Source organism: Nostoc sp. ChiVER01, from assembly GCF_034531155.1.
Taxonomy (GTDB): domain Bacteria; phylum Cyanobacteriota; class Cyanobacteriia; order Cyanobacteriales; family Nostocaceae; genus Nostoc.
The window spans coordinates 59,797-85,011 of the sequence record NZ_JAVRBS010000026.1; the positions used below are offsets into that span (position 1 = coordinate 59,797).

Below are 25,215 nucleotides of genomic sequence, written 5' to 3' on the forward strand. Positions count from 1 at the left end.
CCTGCGGGGAGGGGTTCTTTTATTGTCTAATGCCCCACTTATCTAGTTCGCAACAACTGCACAAAAGTATTACTCACCGTATTGTCTTTAGTATCCGCCGCGTATTGAATCAATTTTTCTCGCAGTTCTTTGGCTGCATCTAAAGGCAGCAACGTTGCTAGCAAGAAATAAACACCACGAAAACGCGGATCGCCCATTCTATCAACTAATAGTCCTTCGGCGGCATCAGTTTCGCCGAGAAAGTTTTGCACCAAGAAGAAATCCATGATTTTATCGTGGCGGAAATACCATTCTTTCTTGGCTTCGCCTTTTTCATCTTGCCACTGACGGCTGACTACCATCTTGTATTTCTCGTCTGACAAAGACATGGCTACTTGGTAAAATTCATCTGCGGGTATAGCTTGTTTGTCTTCGAGTCGCATTTCGTAGACGGCGGCTGAGAATTTTTTTAACGGAAATTCTTGATTCCATTCTTTCAGGTATTCTGCCGCCATCAGGTTGTATTGCTGTTCTTGCAGGCGAAATAAGTTTGGCTGTTTACCTTGTGATAACATCAGCGCTACTACTGTTAGATCCATTGGGTTGGAAAGAATTCGGCGGACAGCATCTAACTCTTCTTGGGCTTGTTGCTGTTTGAGGACTTCTGTTAAACAAATGGTGCAGGCTTTTTCGTAATCAGCACCTTGAATTTTGGCATCTTTGGGGAGTCGTGGCTGACGGGAGATCAAAAACTCTTGAATTTGTTGTTGTTCAAGGGGCTGCAAGTAGTATATTTTTGCTGTAGAGGGCGGTGTCCACTCTAGGGGCTGGGTAGTCATTATAATATTGCCCCGGAAATAGCTTTCGACAAACTGGCAGATTTTGGCCCGGGTTTCGGCGGTGACTTCGTTGAGTCCGTCGATGCAGATATCTATCGCGCCACTGTAAATCAGGTTTTTCAGGAAGCTGGCATCTTGGGCTTGGCCGTGTAGCTTGTCTTGGATGGCTTCAATTACGCCTTTATGACACTTTTGGGCGGGGAGATAAACGACTATGCGCTCTTGATTTTTCAACAGATGACGGAGAAACATCGACTTGCCTAAGCCGGAATCTCCTTGTAAGATAATTTGTCCTTGAATACTAGGTAAGGCTGCGGTAATTGGCTGGATGTCTCCTGATGTGGGAACTTTGACTTGAGATTCTGGGAAGTATGATTGGTCATGAAAATTATCTAACCCGGCATCGGCTAATAGGGAAGGTTTGAATGGTTCAAATAATTTGCGGCGGAAAAAGGGAACCCAGGTGAGGAAAAAGCCGACATAGCCCACGCCGAGAATCCGGCGTACCCAAGGGTTCCAGAAGAAGATGGCTTGGACTTGGGGAAATTTGGGGTAGGCAAAGATGAGGGCTAGCCAAAAGGCAATGTGAATGATGATAATGTTTCTGGCTCTGAAAAACCACTGCCAACCTTTGAGGTTAACTATGACTGATTGCAGTGAATCAGCTTCGTTGTATCCGGCTGTTTTTAGGTTGTTGTAGTGAATTTCTAAAATAACAATATCTTGTGGTTGCCAAGAGACTTTTCTCGCAACCTCGGCGATTTGCCTTGCTAAGTCTTTTCGTAATTCTGGCAGTTCTTGACTGGGTTCCCAGACTTTGCGAAAAACCTCCAGTGTCTTCTTCCCGTCTTCGTATTTTATTTCACGAGGAATTGCTTTAGGCTTACCGAGCCATGTAAGTAGCGTTTTCACATCGTCAGTGCCAGTGCCGAGGAAATAGGTTAGAAAACGCCAATTTAAGTATTCTGAATTACCAGGCTCATAAATATTATTCAGAATTACAACAACCTCCTTTAAATCCAGTTTTCTGATATTCGTTAATGCCTCTGCCGCACTGCCACGAGCATCTGAGTCAACCTTTTCATCCTTGAGGAAGTTGAGGATGTCAGGGATGTATTGAGCCGCCGCCTGCCCAAACTTGCTCAATGCCACTGCCGCCCTGCCACGAGCATTTGAGTCAACCTTTTCATCCTTGAGGATGTTGGCGATGTCAGGGATGTATTGAGCCGCCGCCTGCCCGAAGTTGCTCAATGCCTCTGCCGCCACGCGACGAACATCTGAGTCAACCTTTTCATCCTTGAGGAAGTTGAGGATGTCAGGGATGTATCGAGCCGCCGCCTGCCCGAAGTTGCCCAATGCCTCTGCCGCCACGCGACGAACATATGAGTCAACCTTTTCATCCTTGAGGAAGTTGAGGATGTCAGGGATGTATCGAGCCGCCGCCTGTCCGAAGTTGCTCAATGCCACTGCCGTACCGCCACGAACATATGAGTCAACCTTTTTATCCTTGAGGATGTTGAGGATATCAGGGATGTATTGAGTCGCCGCCTGCCCGAAGTTGCCCAATGCCTCTGTTGCCCCGCCATCAATAAATAAGTCAATCTTTTCATCCTTGAGGAAGTTGAGGATGTCAGGGATGTATCGAGCCGCCGCCTGTCCGAAGTTGCTCAATGCCACTGCCGTACCGCCACGAACATATAAGTCAACCTTTTCATCCTTGAGGATGTTGAGGATATCAGGGATGTATTGAGTTGCCGCCTGCTTGAAGTTGCCCAATGCCTCTGCCGCCCCGCGACGAAAATTTACGTTAACCTTTTCATCCTTGAGGATGTTGAGGATTTCAGGGATGTATTGAGTTGCCGCCTGTCCGAAGTTGCCCAATGCCTCTGCCGCCCCGCGACGAACATCTGAGTCAACCTTTTCATCCTTGAGGATTTTGAGGATGTCAGGGATGTATTGAGTCGCCGCCTGCCCGAAGTTGCCCAATGCCCCTGCCGCCCCACGACGAACACTTGAGTCAACCTTTTCATCCTTGAGGATGTTGGCGATGTCAGGGATGTATTGAGTTGCCGCCTGCCCGAAGTTGCCTAATACCCCTGCCGCCCCGCGACGAACACTTGAGTCAACCTTTTCATCCTTGAGGATGTTGGCGGCTTTCTGTGCTATGTCCTTCGGTTTCTTAACCACGGTTTTCAAGTCTTTTAGTTCATATGCAGCTAATTTGTCAAAAGCATATCCCTTCACTTTGTCGTAGCTGTCGTCAAGGGCTGCTACTATACCGTTAATCTGCCAATCTTGGGGCTTGGGTTTGGGGGTTTCTTTGGCGCTAACCCAAGGTAGACAAAAAAGGAAAGAAAGGATGAAAGCTAAAGCATAAAGGATAAGGGGGGAAGGCTTGCTGCGGTGGCGGGGAGTTGTTACCATGTTTGGAGCAAGGTGGGAGAATACACGAGATTATGAGTATAATAACAACCTTGCAATTCCTAATTCCTAATTGAAAATGCAACTTGGTATCAACAAGTGGTAAGCGATCTGCATTTACGAGTATCAAACACTCGTCCACGAGTATTAAAGACTCTCGCGCCAGTATTAAAGACTCATCCACGAGTATCAAACACTCGTCTACGAGTATCAAACACTCGTCTACGAGTATCAAACACTCGTCCACGAGTATCAAAGACTCTCGCGCCAGTATTAAAGACTCTCGCGCCAGTATTAAAGACTCGTCCATGAGTATCAAAGACTCGCTCACGAGTATCAAAGACTCATTCACCAGTTGACAAAATAAAAAGGAAAAAAGAAAAGGAATTAAATTTCCCTTTAACTTTTCCCCTTTGACTCTTGCAGTATCTTTAGCAAGATTTTCAGCCTATGAACCAGAGTTAGTTTTAACAGGTTTATTTTTAATAGCCTTAAAACGATCGCCTAACTGTTCAGCAAGAGTTTTTAACCCTGGAGTCTTCTTAGCAGCAGTCTTGACGTAATCATAAACAGTCAAACTGCTACCCATTGCTTCGCTACCGACTGCCATTAGGGTATCATCTACCTGTTCTGTCAGTTGTTGCAGTTTGATCAACAGTTCGGTAAGCGTTGCGGCTAATTGATAATCGCGCACAAACTCATCTACATCAAAGCTAGCTGGTAAAATGTCTCGGTTAGACTGGGCAGCAGTTAGGCTAGTGTTGACAAAAGCTAGGCTTTTATCGCCCATCTTAAATAACTTGCGTCGTTCTTCCACACTCAGAGTTACCAGAAAAGGCATCTTTGCTTGGATAGTCGCAAAGGCTGCTTTAATTTCTTGGATATCTGCTGGGGAAAGGGAGGCGGTAATGTTTTGGTAAGCCATTAAATATTTACTCAGGTGAATCTGTTTGTTATGATTCCCATTGGTAAATGCGATCGCACATCCCACATCCCATAGCATAAAGTGCGATCGCCGCATTTGGGAGCAATCGAAAAATCAGCCCAATCTGAGTACAATTTGATTAGATACAGGTAAGTCTGACTTTCTATGACTCCAGTAACCGATATTCGTAGAAGAGCGATCGAACTGATTGAGCAGTTGTCTCCAGAAAAGTTATCTGCCGTAGTACAGTTATTAGAGTTTCTGTCTGAACCCTCCCAGCCAGGTACATCCAACGATCAAGAAGTAGTCCTGCTGGAAGTAATCCAACGTCACCTTGCGTCTGACGATCAGAAAAGATTACAGGATTTACGCGATCGCTGTGAATGGGGCGAACTCACAGCGATCGAACACGAAGAATTGATCCAGTATGAAGATCAGCTAGAACAGTGGAAAGTCGAACGTCTGCAAGCTCTCATTGAGTTAGCAAAGCTCAAGAAGATCGACTTGCTTACCTTGAATCGCCAATTTTTATCAGACTCTCAGTTATTCCATGCCGTCTGAGTTTGTTCGCAAAGCGTCGCCAGAAGAGAAACGAGTACCTGCTGCACTGAGACGAACGATAGCTAGCAGAGCTAAAAGTCTTTGTGAATATTGCCGATGCCCAGAAGAATTTTCTCCTGACAGCTTCACTGTAGAACACATCAAACCTCGTCAGGCAGGTGGAGAAACGATCTCAGAAAATTTAGCTTGGTCGTGTTTTGGCTGCAATGCTCGAAAGCATACCAAAATCAGCCATCCCGATCCAGAAACCAAACAAGAGATTGCGCTGTTTCATCCTCGTCAGCAGCTTTGGTCAGAGCATTTTACCTGGAACGATGATTTTACCAGGATTATCGGCAAAAATCCCTGTGGTCGAGCCACGGTGGAAGCTCTGCAATTAAATCGGGTTGGAGTTGTTAACTTGCGTCGTCTTCTGACTTCAGCCGGACTGCATCCACCGCAGTAAAAATGGTAAAAGTTCGTAGTTATCAAACAGAATTCAGAAGTCAGGAGCCAGAATTCAGTATGAATTCTGAATCGATTTAGCGGATGAATAAACGGGTCTAAAACCCCCTCCAAATCTCCGATTTGGAGGTCTTCAATTCCTGCGCCGGTCTGAATCCCCGACTGATTAATTCTGACTGCTGAATTCTGACTTCTGAATTCTTCTTCAAGAACGCGATGGTTTTTTACCAAAGCCATAGCGTAATCTATCCATAATCCAAGTTTGGAAATTATCAATGTAGCTAAATATCACTGGCACTACTACCAATGTCAGCAAGGTAGAAGTTGTAAAACCGCCCATAATGGCAATTCCCATTGGTTGGCGAACTTCAGAACCCGCGCCAATTCCTAATGCTAAAGGCAGAGTCCCGGCGATCGTTGCCAAAGAAGTCATTAAAATCGGACGCAGACGTGACACACCCGATTCAACAAGCGCCTGACGTTGGGTTTTCCCTTCCTGCATGTTGATGATTGTATAGTCAACTAACAGAATCGAGTTTTTGGTGACAATTCCTAACAGCAGGATGATCCCAATCAAAGCATATATTCCCAAAGGTTTCTGAGCAACCATTAACGCTACCAATGCGCCGCCTAAACAAAAGGGCAAAGCCGCCATAATCGATAATGGATGCAGAAAGTTGTTATACAACAGCACCAGAATTGCATAGATACACATTAATGCCAATCCTAATGCACCGCCAAAACGGCCGAAAATGTCTCGCATAATTTTGGCGCTACCGGATGGTTGCTGTACTACCCCTGACGGTAAGTTTTGCATCACAGGTAGTTTGTTGATTGTTTCTACTGCCTCTCCCAAAGAAATCCCTTGTAGATTGGCTTCTACGGCAACTTGACGGGCGCGATCATAGCGGTTGATGGTTGCAGGTCCACTGCCAAAGCGGATGTCTGCAACTGCGACAAGGGGAATTAATCTCCCATTTTGACTAGGGACTTGTAGATTTGTGATTGTGTTGATGTCAGCCCGCGCTGTCGGATCGATTTGCACCCGAATGGGGATTTGCCGATCGCTTAAATTAAATTTCGCCAAGTTGGCCTCATTATCGCCGATGGTAGCAAGAGAAGCAGTCCGAGCGATCGCTTGCACTGTCACCCCTAAATCTGCTGCCCGTTGTGGGTTGGGAATTACCAAAATCTCTGGTTTAACCAAACTCGCAGTAGAAGACACTTCCACCAATCCGGCTAGCGATCGCATCTGCTTTTCTAGGGCATCAGCAGCTTGATTCAACGCTTCAGGATTTTCACTTCTGAGGACAATTGATAAACCTTTCCGACTGTCGCCTGGTGACTGACTTTGGAAACTAATTCTAGCTCCTGGTATTTGTTCAAAGTCAGGACGTACTTGTTCTTCAAACTGTTTTTGGGAAATATTTCGTTCTTCTCTAGGTTTGAGATTAATGGCAAGGGTTGCAGAATTAATCTCTTCTGTCGCTAATACACGTTCAACTACTGGGTTTTGCCGAATGATGTTAGTAGCTTGTGTGACTACCTTATTAACGTCTTCTAATGTCGAACCAGGAGGTAATTCTATAGATACGTTGGAAATTCCAAAATCGCCATCATCCACAAAACCCTTGGGAATCAACGGAACCAGCGTTAGACTCGCAATAAAGAAAGCTAAAGCGATCGCCATTGTTGTCAATCTATGGCGTAACGCCCACTCAAGGAGCGATCTATAAGGTTGAAACCCCCGACGCTTTTTAGTTCTATGTTTTTTGCTGCCATACCCGCTACCTGGAAGTGCAAATTTAAAATTCAAAAATTTTATTACTCTCCCTGTCCCCTCTCGCCCAATCCCCACTCCGTGGGGGCCCCGAGTCCCCCTGCTCTCCTCTTCCTTCAAAAGATACGCCCCCATCATCGGTGTAACCATCCGCGCTACCAGAGTTGAGAAAATTGTGGAAACGGCAACGGTAACACCAAATGGTTGGAAAAACTGCCCTGGAATCCCACCCATAAAGGCAACGGGCATAAACACCGCAACAATCGTCGCTGAACTTGCTATTACTGCTAACCCTACTTCATCAGAAGAGTCAAAAGCGGCTTCCCAAGCTGACTTACCCATAGCCATGTGCCGTTCCATGTTTTCAATTTCCACAACGGCATCATCTACTAAGTTGCCTACCGCTAGCGCTAATGCCAACAAAGTCATGTTGTTGAGGGTGTAACCAAGGGCTTGCTGCACCGCGAAGGTAGGAATTATTGACAAGGGTAAGGCAACAGCCGTAATTAATGTTGCTCGCCAGTCCCGCAAAAATACTAAAATAACGATGACTGCCAGCACCGAAGCTTGAATCAATTCATCAATGGTGCTTTGGTAGGATTGGCGAACAACATCGGCTCTAGTAAAAATTAAATCCAGCTTCACATCTGCGGGAAGGGTTTTTTCCAGTTCTTTAACTGCTGCTTTCACTCCTTGTTCCACAGTCACCAGAACGCTGCCGGTACTACGTAACACTTGGAAAGCTACCACAGGTTGATTATTCAAACGGGCAGCTTGACGCACATCACCAAATTTATCTTCTACGGTTCCCAAGGTGGATAAGGGTACGGAACCACCTTGTGGTAAGAGGATTTCGTAGGTTTTCAACATATCCACACTGGCTGCACTTCCTAAAGTGCGGATACTTTGTTCGCTACCACCGACTTCGGCACGTCCTCCAGGTAAGTTAATGTTCAAAGCGCGGATTTGGTCGTTTACCTGGGTGGCGGTGATACCTAAAGATTGTAAGCGGTTTGGATTCAGATTAATCCGAATTTCTCGGTCAACTCCACCGACGCGCTGAATTTGGGCGACACCACGGACTCCCAATAAGGCGCGGCTAATGGTTTGATCGACAAGGTTGCTTAATTCTTCTACAGAACGCCGATCTGATTTAACCGCGTAAGTAATCACCGGGCCCCCGGAAAAGTCCAGACGTTCCACAATTGGCTCGTTGATATCTTGGGGTAAATCTTGACGAATTTGAGCGATCGCATTGCGAACATCATTGGTAGCGCGATCGCTATCTGTACCCAAAACAAAATTGATTGTCGTCTTAGAATTCCCATCGCTGACAGTGGAAATCATATAATCGATATTGCCCAACCCTGCAACGGCATCTTCAATTTTCTTCGTCACTTGGGATTCTAGTTCGGCCGGGCCTGCACCCGGTTGCGTAACTTTTATCGAAACTGTTGGCACATCAATATTTGGGTTAATATCAATCCCCAAGGATATGAAGGAGAACCAACCCACAACTGTCAAAATTAAAAATAATACTATTGTGGGAACGGGTTTTTTAATCGACCAAGCTGAGAGATTAAAAGACATTGGAAAATTTTAGATTTTGGATTTTAGATTTGTCATTTATCATTTGTCATTTGTCATTGGTCATTTCTCCCCATTCCTTATTCCCCATTCCCTATTTCCTATTTACTTCAAATTGCCACTCGAACCTTATCACCATCTTTGAGATATCCTGCACCATCAACTACGACGCGATCGCCTAATTGCAATCCACTTTTGATTTCCACTTTATCGTCATTGGCAGGATCTCCTAACTCTACTTTTTGGCTGCGGACTATATCTTCACTCGATAAGGTGAATACAATTACACTTGAGTCTGCTTGAGATTGCACTGCTTTTTGCGGCACTACTATTTTTATCCCTGAGTTAGTAGTAATTGCAGCATTAGCAAACATCCCTGGTTTAAGTAAAGTTGTTGGCGGTAAGTCAATTTTGACTGTAGCCTCCCGCCTTTGATCGTTTACCTGTGGCTGTATCTCCCTGACTCGTCCTTGCGATCGCACGCGCTGATCCACATCAGAAGTAATCTGCACAGATGCGCCAATTTTCACCTGATTTAATTGAATTTCTGGTACTTTCGCCTGAAGTTCTAACTTTTCATCTCGGATAATCGAAAATAGCTTTTGTGTGCCACCAATCACAGTTCCCACCTGGGTTTGCGGTGGTACACCAGTCACATCACCAACTCTGGCCAATTTCTCGGCGATTATTCCAGCAACAGGCGATCGCACCACAGTTTGTCCCAACTGAGTTTGTAGTTGTTGCACCTTAGCAGCACTGCTCTTGACATCGGCTTTGGCTTTGTTGATGATAGCTTGGGCGCTACCGATATTGGCCTGGGCACTACGCACATTTTCTTGGGAAAGATTCACAACTTCTACGGCAGTTTTCACAGCGTAGGAACGAGTATCGAGTTCTTGCTTACTAATCGTCCCAGAATCAGCGAGTTTTTGATAGCGCTGATAATTCTTGGCTGCTTCTTCTAACCTCGCCTTAGCTTGAGCTAAATCTGCTTGTTTTTGCTGGACTATGGCTTTATTTGATGCCAAATCTGCCTGTTTGGCTGCTAAATCTGCTTGTTTTGATTCTACGTCTGCTTTTGCTTGGTTAATTTGGCTTTGCAATATTGAACCATCCAACACTGCCAACACTTGACCTTTTTTGACAAAAGTCCCTTCTTTTACATCTTCGGGGATGCTTTTGATTTGTAAGCCGTTCGTCTGCGGTAAAACTGGAATTAAATCGTGTGCTGCTACAGTTCCAGTAGTTTTGAGGGTACGGAAAACACGGGCGGTTTCTACTGTGGCGATGGTAACTGTCATTGCTGGGTTAACTTTTTTATCAGCTACTACGCTTGGTTGACGAGGTGAAAGACGACTTAATACACCCATCCCACCAAAGGCGATCGCAATTCCTAAACCAGCACCTAAAAATAATGGTTTCAACCATGCCCTAGTTGATTTTTGATCCGATTTGCTCAAAAAGCTCCTATCTTTATAGGTTATAGCTTCTTCCACCTCGATTTCTGAAACACTGTCATCGCTCACAGTCCTACCTCCACTTTCTGTCTACGTATACCAATCTTGGTATTTTCTTAAGAAAACTTGAAGTTTATTTACTTCATATCAACTATGACGCATTTCATAGTAAATGTCTTTTATATACCGACGTATATAATTAAACAAGTTAATTAAGAGTAATTACTAGCAAAAAAATCTTAAAAAAACTTATGTAGATTATGATACAAAAATTATTTCATATCATCTAGTTACTCAAGGTCACACAATATATGTATTTAGATCACCGTCAACCAATGGTTAGATATGAAAAACTAGTGAGGCGAATCTAGATTTATCTAATTTAAAATCTGCCTTTTATGTATAAAGTTATATCAAGTAAATATTTTTGTCCGGCATCGATAATCCCTCTGAAGCCTTTGTGTCGCCAGGAAACCATTCCATACCATGCAATTTAAGCATAGGACAAGCTAGCGTCCACAGCTACACATGAGTTACAAATGAGCAAAATATATTGTCCTAAATTCATGTGAGTTCCACGAACCTCTCCAACCCAGCCTCTCTCTCAACGGGGGAGCAATGAAATAATCAGGTTTTTAACCCTCTGGCCTAGAAGGAAAAACGAATAAAAGTGAGGTTAAATTCCAAGCCTGATTATGGAATTTTGAAATCAAATCAATAAATAATTGGTATTTACCAGAGTAATCAGATATGTTCAATGCCACTGAAATTTTAATTGATGCCTTTGTAAATGAAATTCGAGAAGGTTACCGTCGCACCTACGGCTGCTTCAAAAATGATTATCAGGATATCATCGCCTGGGCTGGTAACATGGCTTTAGAAAATATTGCCAATAGCGATGCTCTTTATCATAATGTTGAACACACAGTACTTGTAACCCTTGTGGGGCAAGAAATCTTACGTGGCAAACACATTAGAGAAGGTGGTGTTTCCAGTGAAGATTGGCTGCATTGTATCATTTCTTTGGTGTCTCATGATATTGGCTACGTTAAGGGAGTTTGCCGACAAGACCGAGAGACAGCAAATTTATATTCCACAGGTAAAAATGGCAAAATGATTTCTGTAGCTCCTGGCGCTTCTGATGCCAGTCTAACGCCGTATCATGTTGATAGAGCCAAGCTTTTTATTGATGAGCGTTTTGGAGGTCACAAGTTAATCGATGCTGAAGCAATTAAGAGCAATATTGAATTGACTCGATTTCCGGTGCCTGCGGCAGAAGATCATCAAGATACAAGGTGTTTTGCCGGATTAGTCCGTGCTGCTGATTTGATTGGTCAACTAAGCGACCCGCGTTATCTGAAGAAAATTACTTCTTTATTTTACGAGTTTGAAGAAACTGGAGTAAATAAAGTTTTAGGTTATAAAACCCCTGCTGATTTACGTAATAACTACGCTAAGTTTTACTGGAATGGCGTCTATCCCTATATCCAAGAGGGGCTGCATTATCTATCACTGACACAACAGGGAAAACAAATTTTGGCTAATCTCTACTCAAACGTGTTTGTTGTAGAACATGAAAAACAACAGGAAGAACAGCAGCGCTATTTAGAGAAATTAGGAGTTGGGAATTAGTAGAGACGCGATTAATCGCCTCTGTACAGGAGTTATGAATTAAGATAAAAGTTTAATAACTCATAACTCCTAATTACTAACTCCTAACTATTATGGATTGGTGGCGACGACTGAAGAAAAATCCTTTGGCACGATTTGGGGCAATTTTGCTGTTAATTTTCTACATCGCAGTAATTGCAGCAGATTTCGTGGCTCCTTATGACCCTTATGCTTCACAGCCCAATGGTTCACTGCTGCCACCAACTAAGATACATTGGGTTTCTAAGTCAGGGCAGTTTGTTGGGCCTTATATTTACCCGACAACTCAGGGAGACACGAATTTAGAAACAGGCGATCGCGAACTCATTGTAGACTTGACGAAACCCTCACCCCTACGTCTATTTGTCTCTGGGCCAGAATACCGATTGTTGCAGATGAGTTTGCCATTACCCCCAAAGTGGGATGAGGTTACAATCTTTCCTGGTATTCCCTTAAATTGGCATTTATTTGGCACAACAACTGGGGCAAAATTCAACATCTTGGGCACTGATGACCAAAGCCGCGACCAATTCAGTCGCTTGCTGCATGGTGGTCGCATCAGTATGTTTATCGGGATTTTTGGCATTATTATTACTTACCCCCTCGGTTTAATCATCGGCGGAATTTCTGGCTATTTCGGCGGTGTGACTGATAGCGTCATTATGCGTTTGGCAGAAGTGCTAATGACTTTCCCTAGTATTTATCTTTTGGTGACTTTAGGAGCAGTCTTACCACCTGGTTTAAGCAGTACCCAGCGCTTTTTGCTGATTGTAGTAATTACTTCGGTTATTAGCTGGGCTGGTTTAGCACGGGTCATTCGAGGACAGGTACTATCAATTAAAGAGCGAGAATTTGTCCAAGCGTCGCGCGCAATGGGCGCGAACCCAATTTATATCATCCTCCGCCACGTTTTGCCGCAAACGGCTAGTTATGTAGTTATCTCTGCTACTCTCGCAATTCCTAGCTTTATTGGTGCAGAAGCAATACTGAGTCTCATCGGTTTGGGAATACAACAACCAGATCCTTCTTGGGGAAATATGCTTTCTCTGGCTAGCAATGCTTCAATTTTGGTGTTGCAACCTTGGTTAATTTGGCCACCAGCTGTGCTGATTATCCTTACAGTGTTAGCATTCAACTTACTCGGGGATGGCTTAAGAGATGCACTTGATCCTCGTAGTTTGAGAAGATAAGCGTTTAGAAGCTGAAATTGATATTTGTGCAAAAATTGGGTGTGTATTCTCCAATTAGAAACTAAACGGAGTAGTAGTTCTATGGCCTACAGCGAGTTTAGTTTAGCTAAAGCAAAACAAGACTTTAGTTTAATTACATTAGAAAAACGTGATATTTTCGCCGAAGCTCCTGAATTAGCTGCAAGTAATTTACTTGTAGAAACACTCAATTATAACCTGGCGATCGCTTTAGGTAGTAATAGTGAAAAAGCTCGTTCTGAGTTAATTATTGCTCCAATTTTAGTTGATTTACGTCGACAATTACGAGAACAAATTGGTTTATTTTCTGGGGTAGATTTTACTGTCGATAATAGTAAAGGACTAAACGGCACTTGCGATTTTATTATTACTAAATCTCCAGAAATTCTAATTTTAACAGCACCAGTAATTACAGTTGTAGAAGCTAAAAAAGAAAATATTAATGCAGGTTTAGGTCAGTGTGCAGCAGAAATGGTAGCAGCCCAAATTTTTAATCAGCAAGCTGCAACTGAGATTAAAACAGTTTATGGAGCAGTCACAACGGGCAGTATTTGGCAATTCCTCAAACTAGAAGAACAAACATTGACAATTGATTTAAGCGAATATTATCTCAAAGATGTGAATAAAATTCTTGGTATTCTAGCCAGTGGTATTTATCAAGAAGGTTAACAAATATCAAACAGCTTAATATCGAATTCTGGGATCTACATAAGCATTTAAAATATCAATCAAAATACTTGCACTTACAACGATCGCACCAAAAAATACTAGCACTCCCTGGACTGTGGGATAATCGCGATCGGCGATCGCTTGATACAGTCGATTAGCTAACCCAGGCCAAGAAAATGTTACCTCTGTCAAAATTGCCCCACCTAACAGAGAAGCAAAGGTTAATCCCAAGACTGTAATTACTGGAATTAGCGCATTTTTTAAGGCATGAGAGGCTAAAATCTTGTTTTCACCAATACCTCTGGCTCTAGCGGCTTCTACATAATCTGCTTGCAAGGTTTGCTTTAAATTCACTCTTACAATTCGCTCAAAAATCCCACTGAGTAAAATTCCTAATGTGAGACTCGGTAGGGCAAGATGGTGCAAAGATGTGAAAAACTGAGTAAAATTTCCACCGAGTAAGCTATCAATTGTATACAGTCCAGTGACAGTAGTGGGAGCCGGAAGATTAGGCGGAAAGCGGTTGGAATTGGGAAACCAACCTAGTTGGACTGAGAAAATCAACTGCAAAAGCATTCCCGCCCAAAACATGGGGAGTGCGTAAGTAATGATACCAAATAAGCGCCCACCAACATCAAAATATGTCCCTGGACGAGAAGCTGAAAGAGTCCCAACCGCAATTCCAATAATGAGTGCAACCGCCATACTACATATTGCTAACTCCACCGTTGCTGGGAAATATTGTCCAATTATGTCCCAAACATTCTCTCCCCGACTCAACAAAGAACTTCCCAAATCAAAACGCAACAAATTTCCTAAATAATTGAGATATTGTAGCCACAGAGGAAGGTTTAAACCTAGTTGTTTTCGCAATTCTTCTTTAGCAGCTTCTGGCGCACGTCCACCGAGAATTGCATCTGCTGGATCTCCTGGTGTTGCTCTTAGTAAGAGAAATACAATGGTGATAATTGTTAATAGCTGAAGTGGCGCGAGAAGCAATCGAGAAACAATGTAATATTGTAAAGCTTTAGAACGAGACATAAGCAATTCAAAATTATATAAATGCAGTTTTTGGAACTATTCAGCTATTAACTAGATATATATTGAACATAAAACATTTTACTTAAGAATCAAAAGTCAATGGTCAATAGTTATTACTAATGACTAATGACTAATGACTACTTTTTAATTGTCTGATAAACCAGAATTTGGGTAGGGTTAAGTTGTACGCTGTTCACACCATTTCGGGCAAATACGTAGTCTTTGCTTTGCCATAAAGGAACATAAGGTACATCAGTAGCTACTTGCGTTTGAATTTCTGCAAAAATTTTCTGACGCGCTTCGGGATTTAGTTCTTTGCGTTGCTGATCAATCAGTTTATTCATGGCTTCGCTATAGTAAAACGAACCCTGAGTTTGACTGGCTCCATCTTCGCATCCTTTAGCAACTGAACCTTTATCACAAGTCAAAAATGGCTGGACGTAATTATCTGGATCTAAAAAGTCTGGATACCAATCAAGTAAAGCTCCTGGATATAAACCTTTGGAAATATCTTTAAAGAAGGCTGGCCCTTCCGCTTGGGTGACTTCAAATTGAAGTATTCCATCCATTTTGGCATCAACAAGAGATTTGAGCGTCTGTGCTGCCAAACTACGAGTAGGTGAACTAGAAGGATACCAAATTTGTATTTTTGCCGGATTCTCTTTAGAAAAACCAGCAGTAGCTAACAATTTTTTAGCTTGATCAAAGTTAGCATCACCGTATTTTTCTTTAAATAATGGCACAGAAACTTTCAATGTTGTCGGAATCATGCTATAAAGCGGATCTGCTTGACCAAGTAACGCCCGTTCATTTAACAGGGGACGGTCAATTATTGACGCGATCGCTTGTCTTACCTCTAATTTATCTAAAGGCTGCTGATTCCGGTTTAATACCAGATAACTTACTACACTACCCTCAGCTGCGATCGCTTGCCAATCACCTTTTTTACCACCTTCTGACAAACTACGATTTTGATCTGGCTGTAGTGACAGATAAGCTACATCGATTGCGCCTGTACGGAAAGCATTAAATAAATTAACCGGACTAGTTTGAATTTGCAGGTTAACACCCTTGTTAACTGGTTTTTCTCCCCAATACTTATCAAACACATCAAATCGAATTGAATCAGTACCATACTGTCCTAATTTGTAAGGCCCAGTTCCCACAAAAATATTCGGCTTAAATTTACCAGCACCAAGTTCGTAAGCTTTTGGCGAAACAGCACACACGCCAGGAAACGCCAGCAATGAAGGAAACGCTGCAAAGGGCTTTTTCAGCTTGATGGTTAACTCATACTCGCCTGTAGTTTTTACCGAATCTACTACATCACCTAGTAAGAATGAAGGTTTCCCTTTATTTTGAATAAAGCGGTTGATGGTAAACGCCATTGCTTGGGCATTAAAGGGAGTCCCATCGTGAAAAACTACTCCTTTACGTAAGGGAATAGTATAAGTTAAGGCATCTTGGCTAACTTTCGGTAATGCTGTAGCTAGCTGGGGTTTAATTTCCGTGCTTCCTGGTTCGTAGGTGTAGAGGCGATCGCTCATATTAAACACCAAACCTAAGGATGCTAACTCATAAGCATCAGCCGGATCAAGGGTTCTCGGCTTTGCTGTTGTACCTATAGTAATACGACCATCACCTGTAGGGCTATTTACAGAACCCGATGGGGGTGTAGTAGTCTGTGGACGAGGAGCGCAGCTAACAACTAAAAATAAACATAGACAGAACAAAGATACGAATTGTGTAATCCGACCCCACCGTTTCACGGACAAAGAAAACCAGGTCATAGCGATAAAATACTTGATATCAGAGGTCAGCAATATTACTACATTTGTGACTATTGTGGTTGATTTTTACAATTAGTTACGTTAATGCGTGTGGCTAAATATATGCATATAGATAACTTACAGCCAGATATGAAAAAACTTACTCGATATTATGACTGAATTGGCAACTACCTCAAAAATTTGTGTAGACTACTCAACTTATAGTTAAATTTATTGCTCGTGTACGATTGCACTATTTATTACAAAAAACTATTAACCAAAAGATAAACTTGGCATTCGTTAAATAATGAAAGGTTTTTATTTAATTAAGATTTTAAACATTTACTAAATTTGTCGTAAATTCATAATTACTAGTGAATAGATTTGTTAAGCTTTGACGGTAGGTCAAGTAGTGTACATTAAAACTTTGCCTGTTGCTACTTGGGTACAGACAATCGTGGCGTTGTTTTTCGTAGAGAACAGCTACATGGTTTTACTTAACAAATAAGAGTGTTTATACATCAGCGAATAAAGCGATCGCGATATTGTAAACAACAGATTGAAAGTTTAAACAGTGAGACTAAGAGCGTGAAATATTTCTTTCTATCTGAAGGATGGGCAGTTGCGAGAGTCTGGGCATCTGATGGACTCTGGCAAATAACTGCATGGCGCCGCCAACCAGATATTCAACGAATGAACATTTGTTTAGTAGAACAAAACGAATTGCTATGGCTTTATCGAGTTGAAGAAGCCGTTTTAACCGTCGAAGTGAAGCCAACAACACCAGAAATTGCCAGTCAGACCATAGGCCAAGTAGTACTCAAGCGATTAATGAGCGCTGAACAGGTAATTGAACGCCTGGGTACGGCTGAGGCGAAATGTCAACTACAAAACATCCACTTGGTGGTTCAGTAAATAGTAGGGCATGGGGCATTGGGAATTGGGCATTGGGTATGGGAAAGAGGACTTAAGGACAAGGAGAATTGGGGACAAGGGGAAAGACTTGTTGGAAGCTCTAAACTTTTGTCACCTTGTCACCTTGTCCCCTTGTCCCTTTGTCCCCTCTGCTCACCTGCTCCCTCTGCTTCCTCATCCCCCTCGTCCCCCCACTCCCTCTACTCCTTATCCAGCTCTGCCCCGTCCTCCCCTCGTAAAGAAAAGATAAGAAAATTTAATCTCCGATAGCGATTGGTAGCGAAAAAACTTGGACATGCTACGCGATCGCATCAATTTACACGCTTGCAAACAATTCCATCAATAGTTACACTTTTTAAAACATTCTCATTTTTGCTTGCGGTGGCTACCCTACAAGGTAAACCTCCCGAAGCGAGTAAGCATTGCCAAAGCAACCGCACTGTCTAACTTATAAGACTAAGCTGTGGTAAGGTTTTGGCTGTGGCAATAACAAAAAACAAGAGAGAGTTTTCTGAGTGGCGAGTTTCGTTCCTTAGAATCTCAGTAAGAAAATTGCTTTGTAAACTAACTCATCGAGGAGGAGCGTAGTCGATGGGACTACCCTGGTACCGAGTACATACAGTCGTTCTGAATGATCCAGGGCGGCTGATTTCTGTACACTTAATGCACACAGCCTTAGTAGCAGGCTGGGCTGGTTCGATGGCACTCTACGAACTGGCTATTTTTGACCCTAGCGATCCGGTTCTCAATCCCATGTGGCGTCAAGGGATGTTCGTTCTACCCTTCATGTCACGTTTGGGCGTTACCCAATCTTGGGGTGGTTGGAACGTTACTGGTGGCCCAGCAACCGATCCTGGCTTTTGGTCATTTGAAGGTGTTGCTGCGGCTCACATCGTTCTTTCCGGTCTTTTGTTCCTAGCTGCCGTTTGGCACTGGGTTTACTGGGATTTGGAACTCTTTAGAGATCCCCGCACTGGTGAACCTGCCTTAGACTTGCCAAAAATGTTTGGCATTCACCTGTTCTTATCTGGTCTGCTTTGTTTTGGATTTGGTGCTTTTCACCTCACCGGACTATTTGGCCCAGGCATGTGGGTTTCTGACCCCTACGGTATAACTGGAGCCGCGCAAGCAGTAGCACCAGAATGGGGCCCTGATGGTTTTAACCCATACAACCCTGGTGGGATTGTGGCTCACCACATTGCTGCTGGAGTTGTTGGTATTATTGCAGGCTTATTCCACCTCACAGTAAGACCCCCCGAACGGCTCTACAAAGCCCTACGGATGGGGAACATTGAAACAGTACTTTCTAGCAGTATTGCAGCAGTTTTCTTTGCTGCTTTCGTTGTTGCTGGTACTATGTGGTACGGCAACGCCGCTACTCCCATCGAATTGTTTGGCCCAACCCGCTATCAATGGGATCAAAGCTACTTCCGTCAAGAAATTCAGCAACGCGTCCAAACAAGTGTTGCCCAAGGTGCAACCCTTGAGCAAGCTTGGTCGCAGATTCCCGAAAAGCTGGCTTTCTATGATTACGTCGGTAATAGCCCCGCTAAAGGTGGTCTATTCCGTACAGGGCCGATGGTTAAGGGTGATGGCATTGCTCAGTCTTGGCAAGGTCACGCCGTATTCAAAGATTCTGAGGGACGGGAATTGACCGTGCGTCGTCTCCCCAACTTCTTTGAAACCTTCCCTGTTATTTTGACCGATGCAGATGGAATTGTCCGCGCTGATATTCCCTTCCGTCGGGCAGAATCTAAGTATAGCTTTGAGCAATCTGGCGTCACCGTCAGCTTCTATGGTGGCAATCTGAATGGTCAAACCTTTACAGAACCAGCTGATGTGAAGAAGTATGCCCGGAAAGCTCAAGGTGGTGAAATCTTTGAATTTGACCGAGAAACCTTGAACTCTGATGGTGTATTCCGCACCAGTCCTAGAGGTTGGTTTACCTTTGGACATGCAGTATTTGCTCTCTTGTTCTTCTTTGGTCACCTCTGGCATGGCGCTCGGACAATCTACCGAGACGTATTTGCTGGTGTTGATGCCGATCTAGAAGAGCAAGTTGAGTGGGGTCTATTCCAGAAAGTGGGTGACAAGTCAACCCGCCGGAAGGAAGCCCTTTAAAGGACAGGAAACTGGGGAATGGAGACTGGGAAAAGTTTTTCCAGTCCCTAATACCCAGCACCCAATCCTAATCCCTCATTACTAGCTGGATAGGCAGGAAATCGTAATATGGAAAGCGTTGCGTACATCTTGATTTTTACTCTGTGTATAGGTACTCTCTTTTTTGCGATCGCATTTCGCGAACCCCCTCGTTTTGAGAAACCAAAAGATAAGTAAATCCTATATACCAGACCTTTAAGCGGATTTAATCTTAGTATCCGTTGCTACGATCCTTAGTAGCAACGGATATTATTGTATCTGTCCTTTTTTAGTTCTAACTACTAAGTGAATTAACCAATCATTTTTAGATTGTGATATAATTTCCAATCTTGGGAGTAGATATGTGTTAATACTAGCTTTTCTGCGCTAGGATGAAAATGGATGTCAATGTAAGCTGCCATAAAACTGTTTGCATAGCACATCGCGCTTGTCGCACAACCTTTACGGAGACTAGAACCAGGAACAAATCAGCATGGTCAATCAGAATTTAACCGCTACAGAAATTGGATTCACTCACGAAGATTTCGCTGCTCTACTTGACAAATACGATTATCATTTTAGCCCTGGTGATGTTGTCCCAGGAACAGTTTTCAGTATAGAGCCGCGCGGCGCTCTGATTGACATTGGTGCTAAAACCGCAGCATATATTCCTATACAAGAAATGTCTATTAACCGGGTAGATAGCCCGGAAGAAGTCTTACAGTCAAACGAAACGCGGGAATTTTTCATCCTTACCGATGAAAACGAAGATGGTCAATTAACCCTTTCCATTCGCCGTATTGAGTATATGCGGGCTTGGGAGCGCGTGCGACAGCTGCAAGCAGAAGATGCTACTGTCCGTTCTGGCGTATTTGCAACCAATCGCGGTGGAGCATTAGTACGGATTGAGGGATTACGTGGCTTTATCCCCGGCTCTCATATCAGTACCCGTAAACCTAAAGAAGAATTGGTTGGCGAAGATTTGCCATTGAAATTCCTAGAGGTGGACGAAGAACGCAACCGCTTAGTTCTATCTCATCGTCGGGCGCTGGTTGAACGTAAGATGAACCGCCTAGAAGTCGGCGAAGTAGTAATTGGTACAGTTCGTGGCATCAAGCCTTACGGTGCTTTCATCGACATTGGCGGCGTCAGTGGTCTACTGCACATTTCTGAGATTTCCCACGAACACATTGATACACCTCATAGCGTGTTCAATGTCAATGATGAAGTAAAAGTTATGATCATTGATTTGGATGCAGAAAGGGGTCGGATTTCCCTATCTACCAAGCAGCTAGAACCAGAACCAGGCGACATGATTAAAAACCGGGATTTGGTCTACGATAAAGCAGAAGAAATGGCTGCTAAATATCGTGAACAGTTGCTAGCCAAGCAACAAGGTGCTACTGCTGCTTCTACTGAAGTTGTAGCAGAAGAAGATATTCCACCAGCAACGGAACTTGATGAAGATATTCCACCAGCAGCTGAACTTGACGAAGATATTCCACCAGCAACGGAAACTGAAGAAGATATTCCCGCAGCAACGGAAACTGAAGAAGGAATTCCAGCAGCTATTGAAGAATAATACATTTATAGTTTTACTTATTTGTAAGTAAGAGTATTAAATAATTCTATAAAGAGGGAAAAACCCTCTTTTTTTATGTGAAGAATTGGGAGCAATTAAGAGTTAAACATAAACACTAATAACTCTTCACTTTTAACTAAATAAATGGAATGAAATATTATGGCAACTATTAAATGTAGAAACATCACTTTTTATAATATCCAGGCAATTTTGTTTGACAAAAACGGTACTCTAGAAGATTCAGAAACGTATTTGCGATCGCTTGCACAAAGAGCAGCAAGGTTGATAGACGCACAATTTCCCGGTATTGGGGAACCGCTATTAATGGCATTTGGCGTTAATAGTAACACCCTCGACCCGGCAGGTATAGTATCCGTAGCAAGTCGCCGCGAAACTGAAATCGCCGCCGCAGCGTATATTGCTGAAACTGGAAAAGGTTGGTTTGAGTGTTTAAAAATTGCCCGTCAAGCTTTGGATGAAGCTGAAAAATATATCGATCAAACTCCTTCACCGCTTTTTGTGGGTAGTTTAGAGGTGTTGAAATACCTTCAAGAAGGGGGGCTGAAACTCGGCATCCTCTCTGCTGCGACAACTGATGAAGTACATAATTTTGTAGCTAATCATCAGTTAGGTGATTATATTCAGCTGGAAATGGGAGTAGATGACGGGCCGAGTAAACCAGATCCAGTGCTATTTTTGCAAGCTTGCCAAGCTTTGGGAGTCGAACCAGGCACTACATTGATGGTAGGTGATTCCGTTGGTGATATGCAAATGGCGTGTGATGCTAAAGCCGCAGGTTGTATTGGTATCACTTGGGTGGGTAAGTCGGATAATGTCCGAGGTGCAGATGTAGTGATTAATCAACTTGATGAAATCCAGATTTTAAAAGATTAGTTTATCTTTAACGACGCCAAATAGCTGTTGAAAGGATCTATAGGTAATAGCGATGTCTGACGACAAGCACTGATGCTCGTAAGGCTTGCGTTAGTTACGTAAGGGCGTCTCTACCTACCGAGTTCGCAATCGTCTGACGTCATTTGAGAGCAGTTGTTACAACGGGAGCAACCCCTAGAACCAACTACCTCTTCTACTTGGGGCCTCCCTAAGTAGAGCAAATAGCTACTGAGAGAAATACCAAGAGTGCTGTCTCACCGCTACATAACCCATCGGTGAGAGGTTAAGATAATCTTATTTTTGTCAATTAAAAATTATGCTGGAAATTTGGAACAAGCAGAGATATGAAATTAACTCTTGTACTAAAGCAATGGATCAAGAATAAAAGATGCGTATCGAAATTACACGTAGGCGTAGCCCGCCATAGGCATCGCCTGCTCAAAATTGTGTTTTTAACCCCAATTTTAGCCCGATTCTAGCAAGATTTTAAGTACTATTGCTGATTGACAAATAGTAGCTACCTTAACCTCTCACGAATGCTACATGCCTAAGTGCTTTCCCGTAATAGTTTGTTAAAATTTACTTTATCTATTCCTTTAGATAGATATAAAATATTTCTCAGATAACTTACTATTTTTTTGAGGCTTGTTAGAAGAACAATTCTCAATGGAAAAATTCAGAAATCAGAATTCAGGAGTCAAAATAAATTAGTGGGAAATTAAGATCCGCCTATTTGTCGTTGACCACTAAATCTTCTCCTTTGGAGACGCTACGCGAGCAATTTAGTCGCCGCCTTAAACCATTTATTCATCTGCTCGTAGGGTAGCTACCCCAGTTGTACAGAATTAAATTCTAGATTGCCAATTTTAACTCCTGGATTCTTGTCTGATAAGTGAAATACGCTGATAAATAATTAATTTCTGAGCTAGAAATTGATTGTTTTATCATGTTTCTGTTTGCCTTAACAGAGCGTATTGCACATACATATTTAATAACTGCTAAAAGCCCCAAACCTCAAACAGGATGCTGGGTAGAATTCCTTTGCGTAGAAGTATCTTAGGAATTTTAAGTTGCAGCTCATGTCCAGAAATTACACGTCTTTGCGGAGTCGAAAAATATGAAAATTCTAACTGGTCTGATTTCCAGCTTGACACTATTGAGTTTAAATGTTGTTGGTTTATCTCAGGTGCAGGCTCAAACACCACAGGGATTTACTTTTCAAAAAGTTCCAGTAACTCTTTTCGGAAATGGTTGCCCAAAGGGAACAGCAGAGGGAATTTTGAATGGAGATACTCTTTCAGTAACATTTTCTGAGTTTGAAGCTTTAGCTGCACCTCCTAAAGTTGTATCAGTATCCTGCAATTTACGGATCGGTCTTAATGTACCTTCTGGATTGAACGTCCAGCCGATTAACATTTTATATAATGGCTTTGCAGATGTGCCTAAAGGGGGTAATGCTAACCTGAACGTTAGAGTGCTATTTCAAGGTCAAATGGTTCCAACTAACAATAATCCAAACGCAACGTTTAACTCTGGCTTCTCAGATGTTTGGAACAAAAATGTAGGTATTACATTAGGTACAATAAATGCATGTAAGAAGCCAGTGAGTTCGATTTTTGGTATCAATACAAATCTGACAGCAAGAGCTACAAATATACCTGTAAACCAAGAAACCCAAATCCGAATTGATACAATAGACACAACCATCGGCCCTGTATTGTTCCAAATCAAGTTTGCTTTTACGCCTTGTTAATTTTTTTAAATGCATAGTTAATTTTGCATTTAATTGTTTACTAAAGCTGATACATATAAGAGGATGTTTTAAAAGTTCCGGAATGTATAGTTTTACTATTCTGGCTCAGTTCAACTGCGACGAACAAATAAGATTTCAGCTATGTACTGAGACACTTGGGCGTGCTTTATCATGAGAGCAAAATACCCTTTTAAAACATTCTCTATAATTGCTTACCAAACTTATCCAAAGATTTCTTCAGAGCGATTGGAAGAAATCTCTGGCTCTTTGTTTGGAAAAACTGTATTGGCTACAAAATGGCAATTCTTAAATAAATGAAATACGCTGATCTTAAATAATTTCAAAATCAGAAATTAATTATTTTATGCGATTTCTGTCTGCTTTAACCAAAACGTATTGTAGACAATTAAGAACTGCTATAACTCCCCAAATACCAAAGAGATCGGTGGTTAAAATTATTTTGTGTAAAAGGAAGAGTCTTAGGGAATTTAAAGTTGCAGCTAATTTGTACAGAAAATTAAACGTTTTCGCGGAGTCTAACAACATGAAAATTTTAACTGGCATTATTTCCAGCTTGACCTTACTGAGTTTAAATCTAGTGGGTTTATCTCAGGTACAGGCTCAAACAGAAGGATTTCAGCTTCAAAATGTTCCAGTAAGTTTTTCGGGAAGTGGTTGCCCACCGGGAAAAATACAGGGAGTTTTGAATGGAGATACCCTTTCAATAACATTTTCTGCATTTGAAGCTAAAGCTCAACGTCCTCAAACTGTATCAGCATCCTGCAATCTGCGGATCGGTCTGAGTGTACCTTCTGGATTTAACGTTCAGCCGATTAACGTCCTATATAATGGCTTTGCAGATGTGCCTAAAGGAGGCAGTGCTGACCTAAATGTAAAAATACTCTTTCAAGGTCAAGAAGTTCCAACTAACGATAATCCAAACCAAAAGTTTAATGCTGGCTTCTCAGATAATTGGAGCAAAGATGTAGGTATTGTATTAAATACAATAAATGCATGTAAGAATCCAGCGAGTTCGGTTTTTGGTATCAATTCAACTGTGATAGCAAGAGCTACAAATGTACCAAGTAAACCTAAAGGTTTAGAAACCCAAGTCCGAATTGATACAATCGACACAACAATCGGCCCTGTATTGTTCCAAGTCAAGTTTGAGTTTAATCCTTGTTAGGTTTTTTAAATGCATAGTTAGTTATTGTATTTAATTTTTACCAAAAGCTTAAATCTCAAAAGCTGCTTTACCAACTTATCGAAAGATTTCTTCTAATCGCTTTGAAGAAATCTTGGACTCTATCTCTTGATAAATAACTAGGTCAAGTCAAATTAGCTGAGAAATATATCAAAATCACAATTTACCAAACATACATTGTTGGATAGGTAAAATATATTTATCTGTGATTTTGAATTTTTTCAAGGATTATTATGACTGCAATTCTGAATTGGATAAAAACTCAGAAGTAAGAATTCAGGAGTCAGAATCAATTTAGTGGGGGGTCAGACCTACCATTTCATTATTGAACAGTAAATCGAACGCGAGTGCGTCTACAAAAGAGAAAATTTCCTGAGGGTATTAAACCCATTTATTAA

18 protein-coding genes are annotated in these 25,215 nt (G+C 42.3%); 12 read left to right on the forward strand and 6 right to left on the reverse strand.

What is annotated here, in order from left to right; translation table 11 throughout:
- Positions 1–38: 38 nt before the first annotated feature.
- On the reverse strand, positions 39–3,242 hold the full coding sequence (locus tag RMY00_RS27295) for a HEAT repeat domain-containing protein (protein WP_322650539.1): 3,204 nt from the start codon (positions 3,240–3,242) through the stop codon (positions 39–41).
- A 445-nt stretch (positions 3,243–3,687) separates the two neighbouring features.
- The gene (locus RMY00_RS27300; protein WP_322650578.1) at positions 3,688–4,164 is read right to left on the reverse strand and encodes a hypothetical protein; all 477 of its coding nucleotides are present in this window, start codon (positions 4,162–4,164) and stop codon (positions 3,688–3,690) included.
- A gap of 165 nt (positions 4,165–4,329) precedes the next feature.
- Here RMY00_RS27300 and RMY00_RS27305 point away from each other — a divergent pair, with 165 nt between their 5' ends.
- A complete protein-coding gene (locus RMY00_RS27305; RefSeq protein ID WP_322650540.1) occupies positions 4,330–4,725 on the forward strand; it encodes a hypothetical protein in 396 nt (131 codons plus the stop codon).
- Positions 4,715–5,170 carry an HNH endonuclease signature motif containing protein gene (locus RMY00_RS27310; RefSeq protein WP_322650541.1) on the forward strand — a complete coding sequence of 152 codons (456 nt, stop codon included), beginning with the start codon at positions 4,715–4,717 and terminating at the stop codon, positions 5,168–5,170. The genes RMY00_RS27305 and RMY00_RS27310 overlap by 11 nt, the downstream gene beginning before the upstream one ends.
- Positions 5,171–5,374: 204 nt before the next feature.
- On the opposite strand, the gene RMY00_RS27315 is transcribed toward RMY00_RS27310, so the two are convergent.
- Positions 5,375–8,539 (reverse strand): efflux RND transporter permease subunit, encoded by a 3,165-nt coding sequence (locus RMY00_RS27315; RefSeq protein ID WP_322650542.1) that lies wholly within the window; start codon positions 8,537–8,539, stop codon positions 5,375–5,377.
- A gap of 107 nt (positions 8,540–8,646) precedes the next feature.
- The gene (locus RMY00_RS27320) at positions 8,647–10,062 is read right to left on the reverse strand and encodes an efflux RND transporter periplasmic adaptor subunit (RefSeq protein ID WP_322650543.1); all 1,416 of its coding nucleotides are present in this window, start codon (positions 10,060–10,062) and stop codon (positions 8,647–8,649) included.
- A gap of 681 nt (positions 10,063–10,743) precedes the next feature.
- Here RMY00_RS27320 and RMY00_RS27325 point away from each other — a divergent pair.
- From RMY00_RS27325 to RMY00_RS27335, 3 genes are all read left to right on the forward strand, one after another.
- Complete coding sequence (locus tag RMY00_RS27325; RefSeq protein WP_109009623.1) at positions 10,744–11,625, forward strand: Npun_R2479 family HD domain-containing metalloprotein; 882 nt, start codon at positions 10,744–10,746, stop codon at positions 11,623–11,625.
- Positions 11,626–11,717: 92 nt separating this feature from the next.
- A complete protein-coding gene (locus tag RMY00_RS27330) occupies positions 11,718–12,833 on the forward strand; it encodes an ABC transporter permease (RefSeq protein ID WP_322650544.1) in 1,116 nt (371 codons plus the stop codon).
- Between the two features lie 81 nt (positions 12,834–12,914).
- Positions 12,915–13,520, forward strand: a complete 606-nt coding sequence (locus RMY00_RS27335; RefSeq protein WP_322650545.1) for a hypothetical protein — start codon at positions 12,915–12,917, stop codon at positions 13,518–13,520.
- A 15-nt stretch (positions 13,521–13,535) separates the two neighbouring features.
- On the opposite strand, the gene RMY00_RS27340 is transcribed toward RMY00_RS27335, so the two are convergent.
- Positions 13,536–14,561, reverse strand: coding sequence for an ABC transporter permease (locus tag RMY00_RS27340; protein WP_322650546.1), 1,026 nt, complete (start codon positions 14,559–14,561; stop codon positions 13,536–13,538).
- A 137-nt stretch (positions 14,562–14,698) separates the two neighbouring features.
- Positions 14,699–16,351: an ABC transporter substrate-binding protein gene (locus RMY00_RS27345; protein WP_322650547.1), complete on the reverse strand. Its 1,653-nt coding sequence runs from the start codon at positions 16,349–16,351 to the stop codon at positions 14,699–14,701.
- 567 nt (positions 16,352–16,918) lie between these two features.
- Here RMY00_RS27345 and RMY00_RS27350 point away from each other — a divergent pair.
- The 7 genes from RMY00_RS27350 (at position 16,919) to RMY00_RS27380 (ending at position 24,799) form a co-directional block, all read left to right on the forward strand.
- Positions 16,919–17,245, forward strand: coding sequence for a hypothetical protein (locus RMY00_RS27350; RefSeq protein WP_322650548.1), 327 nt, complete (start codon positions 16,919–16,921; stop codon positions 17,243–17,245).
- A gap of 591 nt (positions 17,246–17,836) precedes the next feature.
- Positions 17,837–19,366 carry a photosystem II chlorophyll-binding protein CP47 gene (gene psbB, locus RMY00_RS27355; RefSeq protein WP_322650549.1) on the forward strand — a complete coding sequence of 510 codons (1,530 nt, stop codon included), beginning with the start codon at positions 17,837–17,839 and terminating at the stop codon, positions 19,364–19,366.
- Between the two features lie 108 nt (positions 19,367–19,474).
- Positions 19,475–19,582 carry a photosystem II reaction center protein T gene (locus RMY00_RS27360; RefSeq protein ID WP_084227385.1) on the forward strand — a complete coding sequence of 36 codons (108 nt, stop codon included), beginning with the start codon at positions 19,475–19,477 and terminating at the stop codon, positions 19,580–19,582.
- A 295-nt stretch (positions 19,583–19,877) separates the two neighbouring features.
- Positions 19,878–20,966 carry a 30S ribosomal protein S1 gene (locus RMY00_RS27365; RefSeq protein ID WP_322650550.1) on the forward strand — a complete coding sequence of 363 codons (1,089 nt, stop codon included), beginning with the start codon at positions 19,878–19,880 and terminating at the stop codon, positions 20,964–20,966.
- 159 nt (positions 20,967–21,125) lie between these two features.
- Positions 21,126–21,860, forward strand: a complete 735-nt coding sequence (locus RMY00_RS27370) for an HAD family hydrolase (protein ID WP_322650551.1) — start codon at positions 21,126–21,128, stop codon at positions 21,858–21,860.
- Between the two features lie 1,117 nt (positions 21,861–22,977).
- Positions 22,978–23,613, forward strand: a complete 636-nt coding sequence (locus tag RMY00_RS27375; protein WP_322650552.1) for a DUF4360 domain-containing protein — start codon at positions 22,978–22,980, stop codon at positions 23,611–23,613.
- Between the two features lie 544 nt (positions 23,614–24,157).
- Positions 24,158–24,799: a DUF4360 domain-containing protein gene (locus RMY00_RS27380; RefSeq protein ID WP_322650553.1), complete on the forward strand. Its 642-nt coding sequence runs from the start codon at positions 24,158–24,160 to the stop codon at positions 24,797–24,799.
- Positions 24,800–25,215 lie beyond the last annotated feature (416 nt).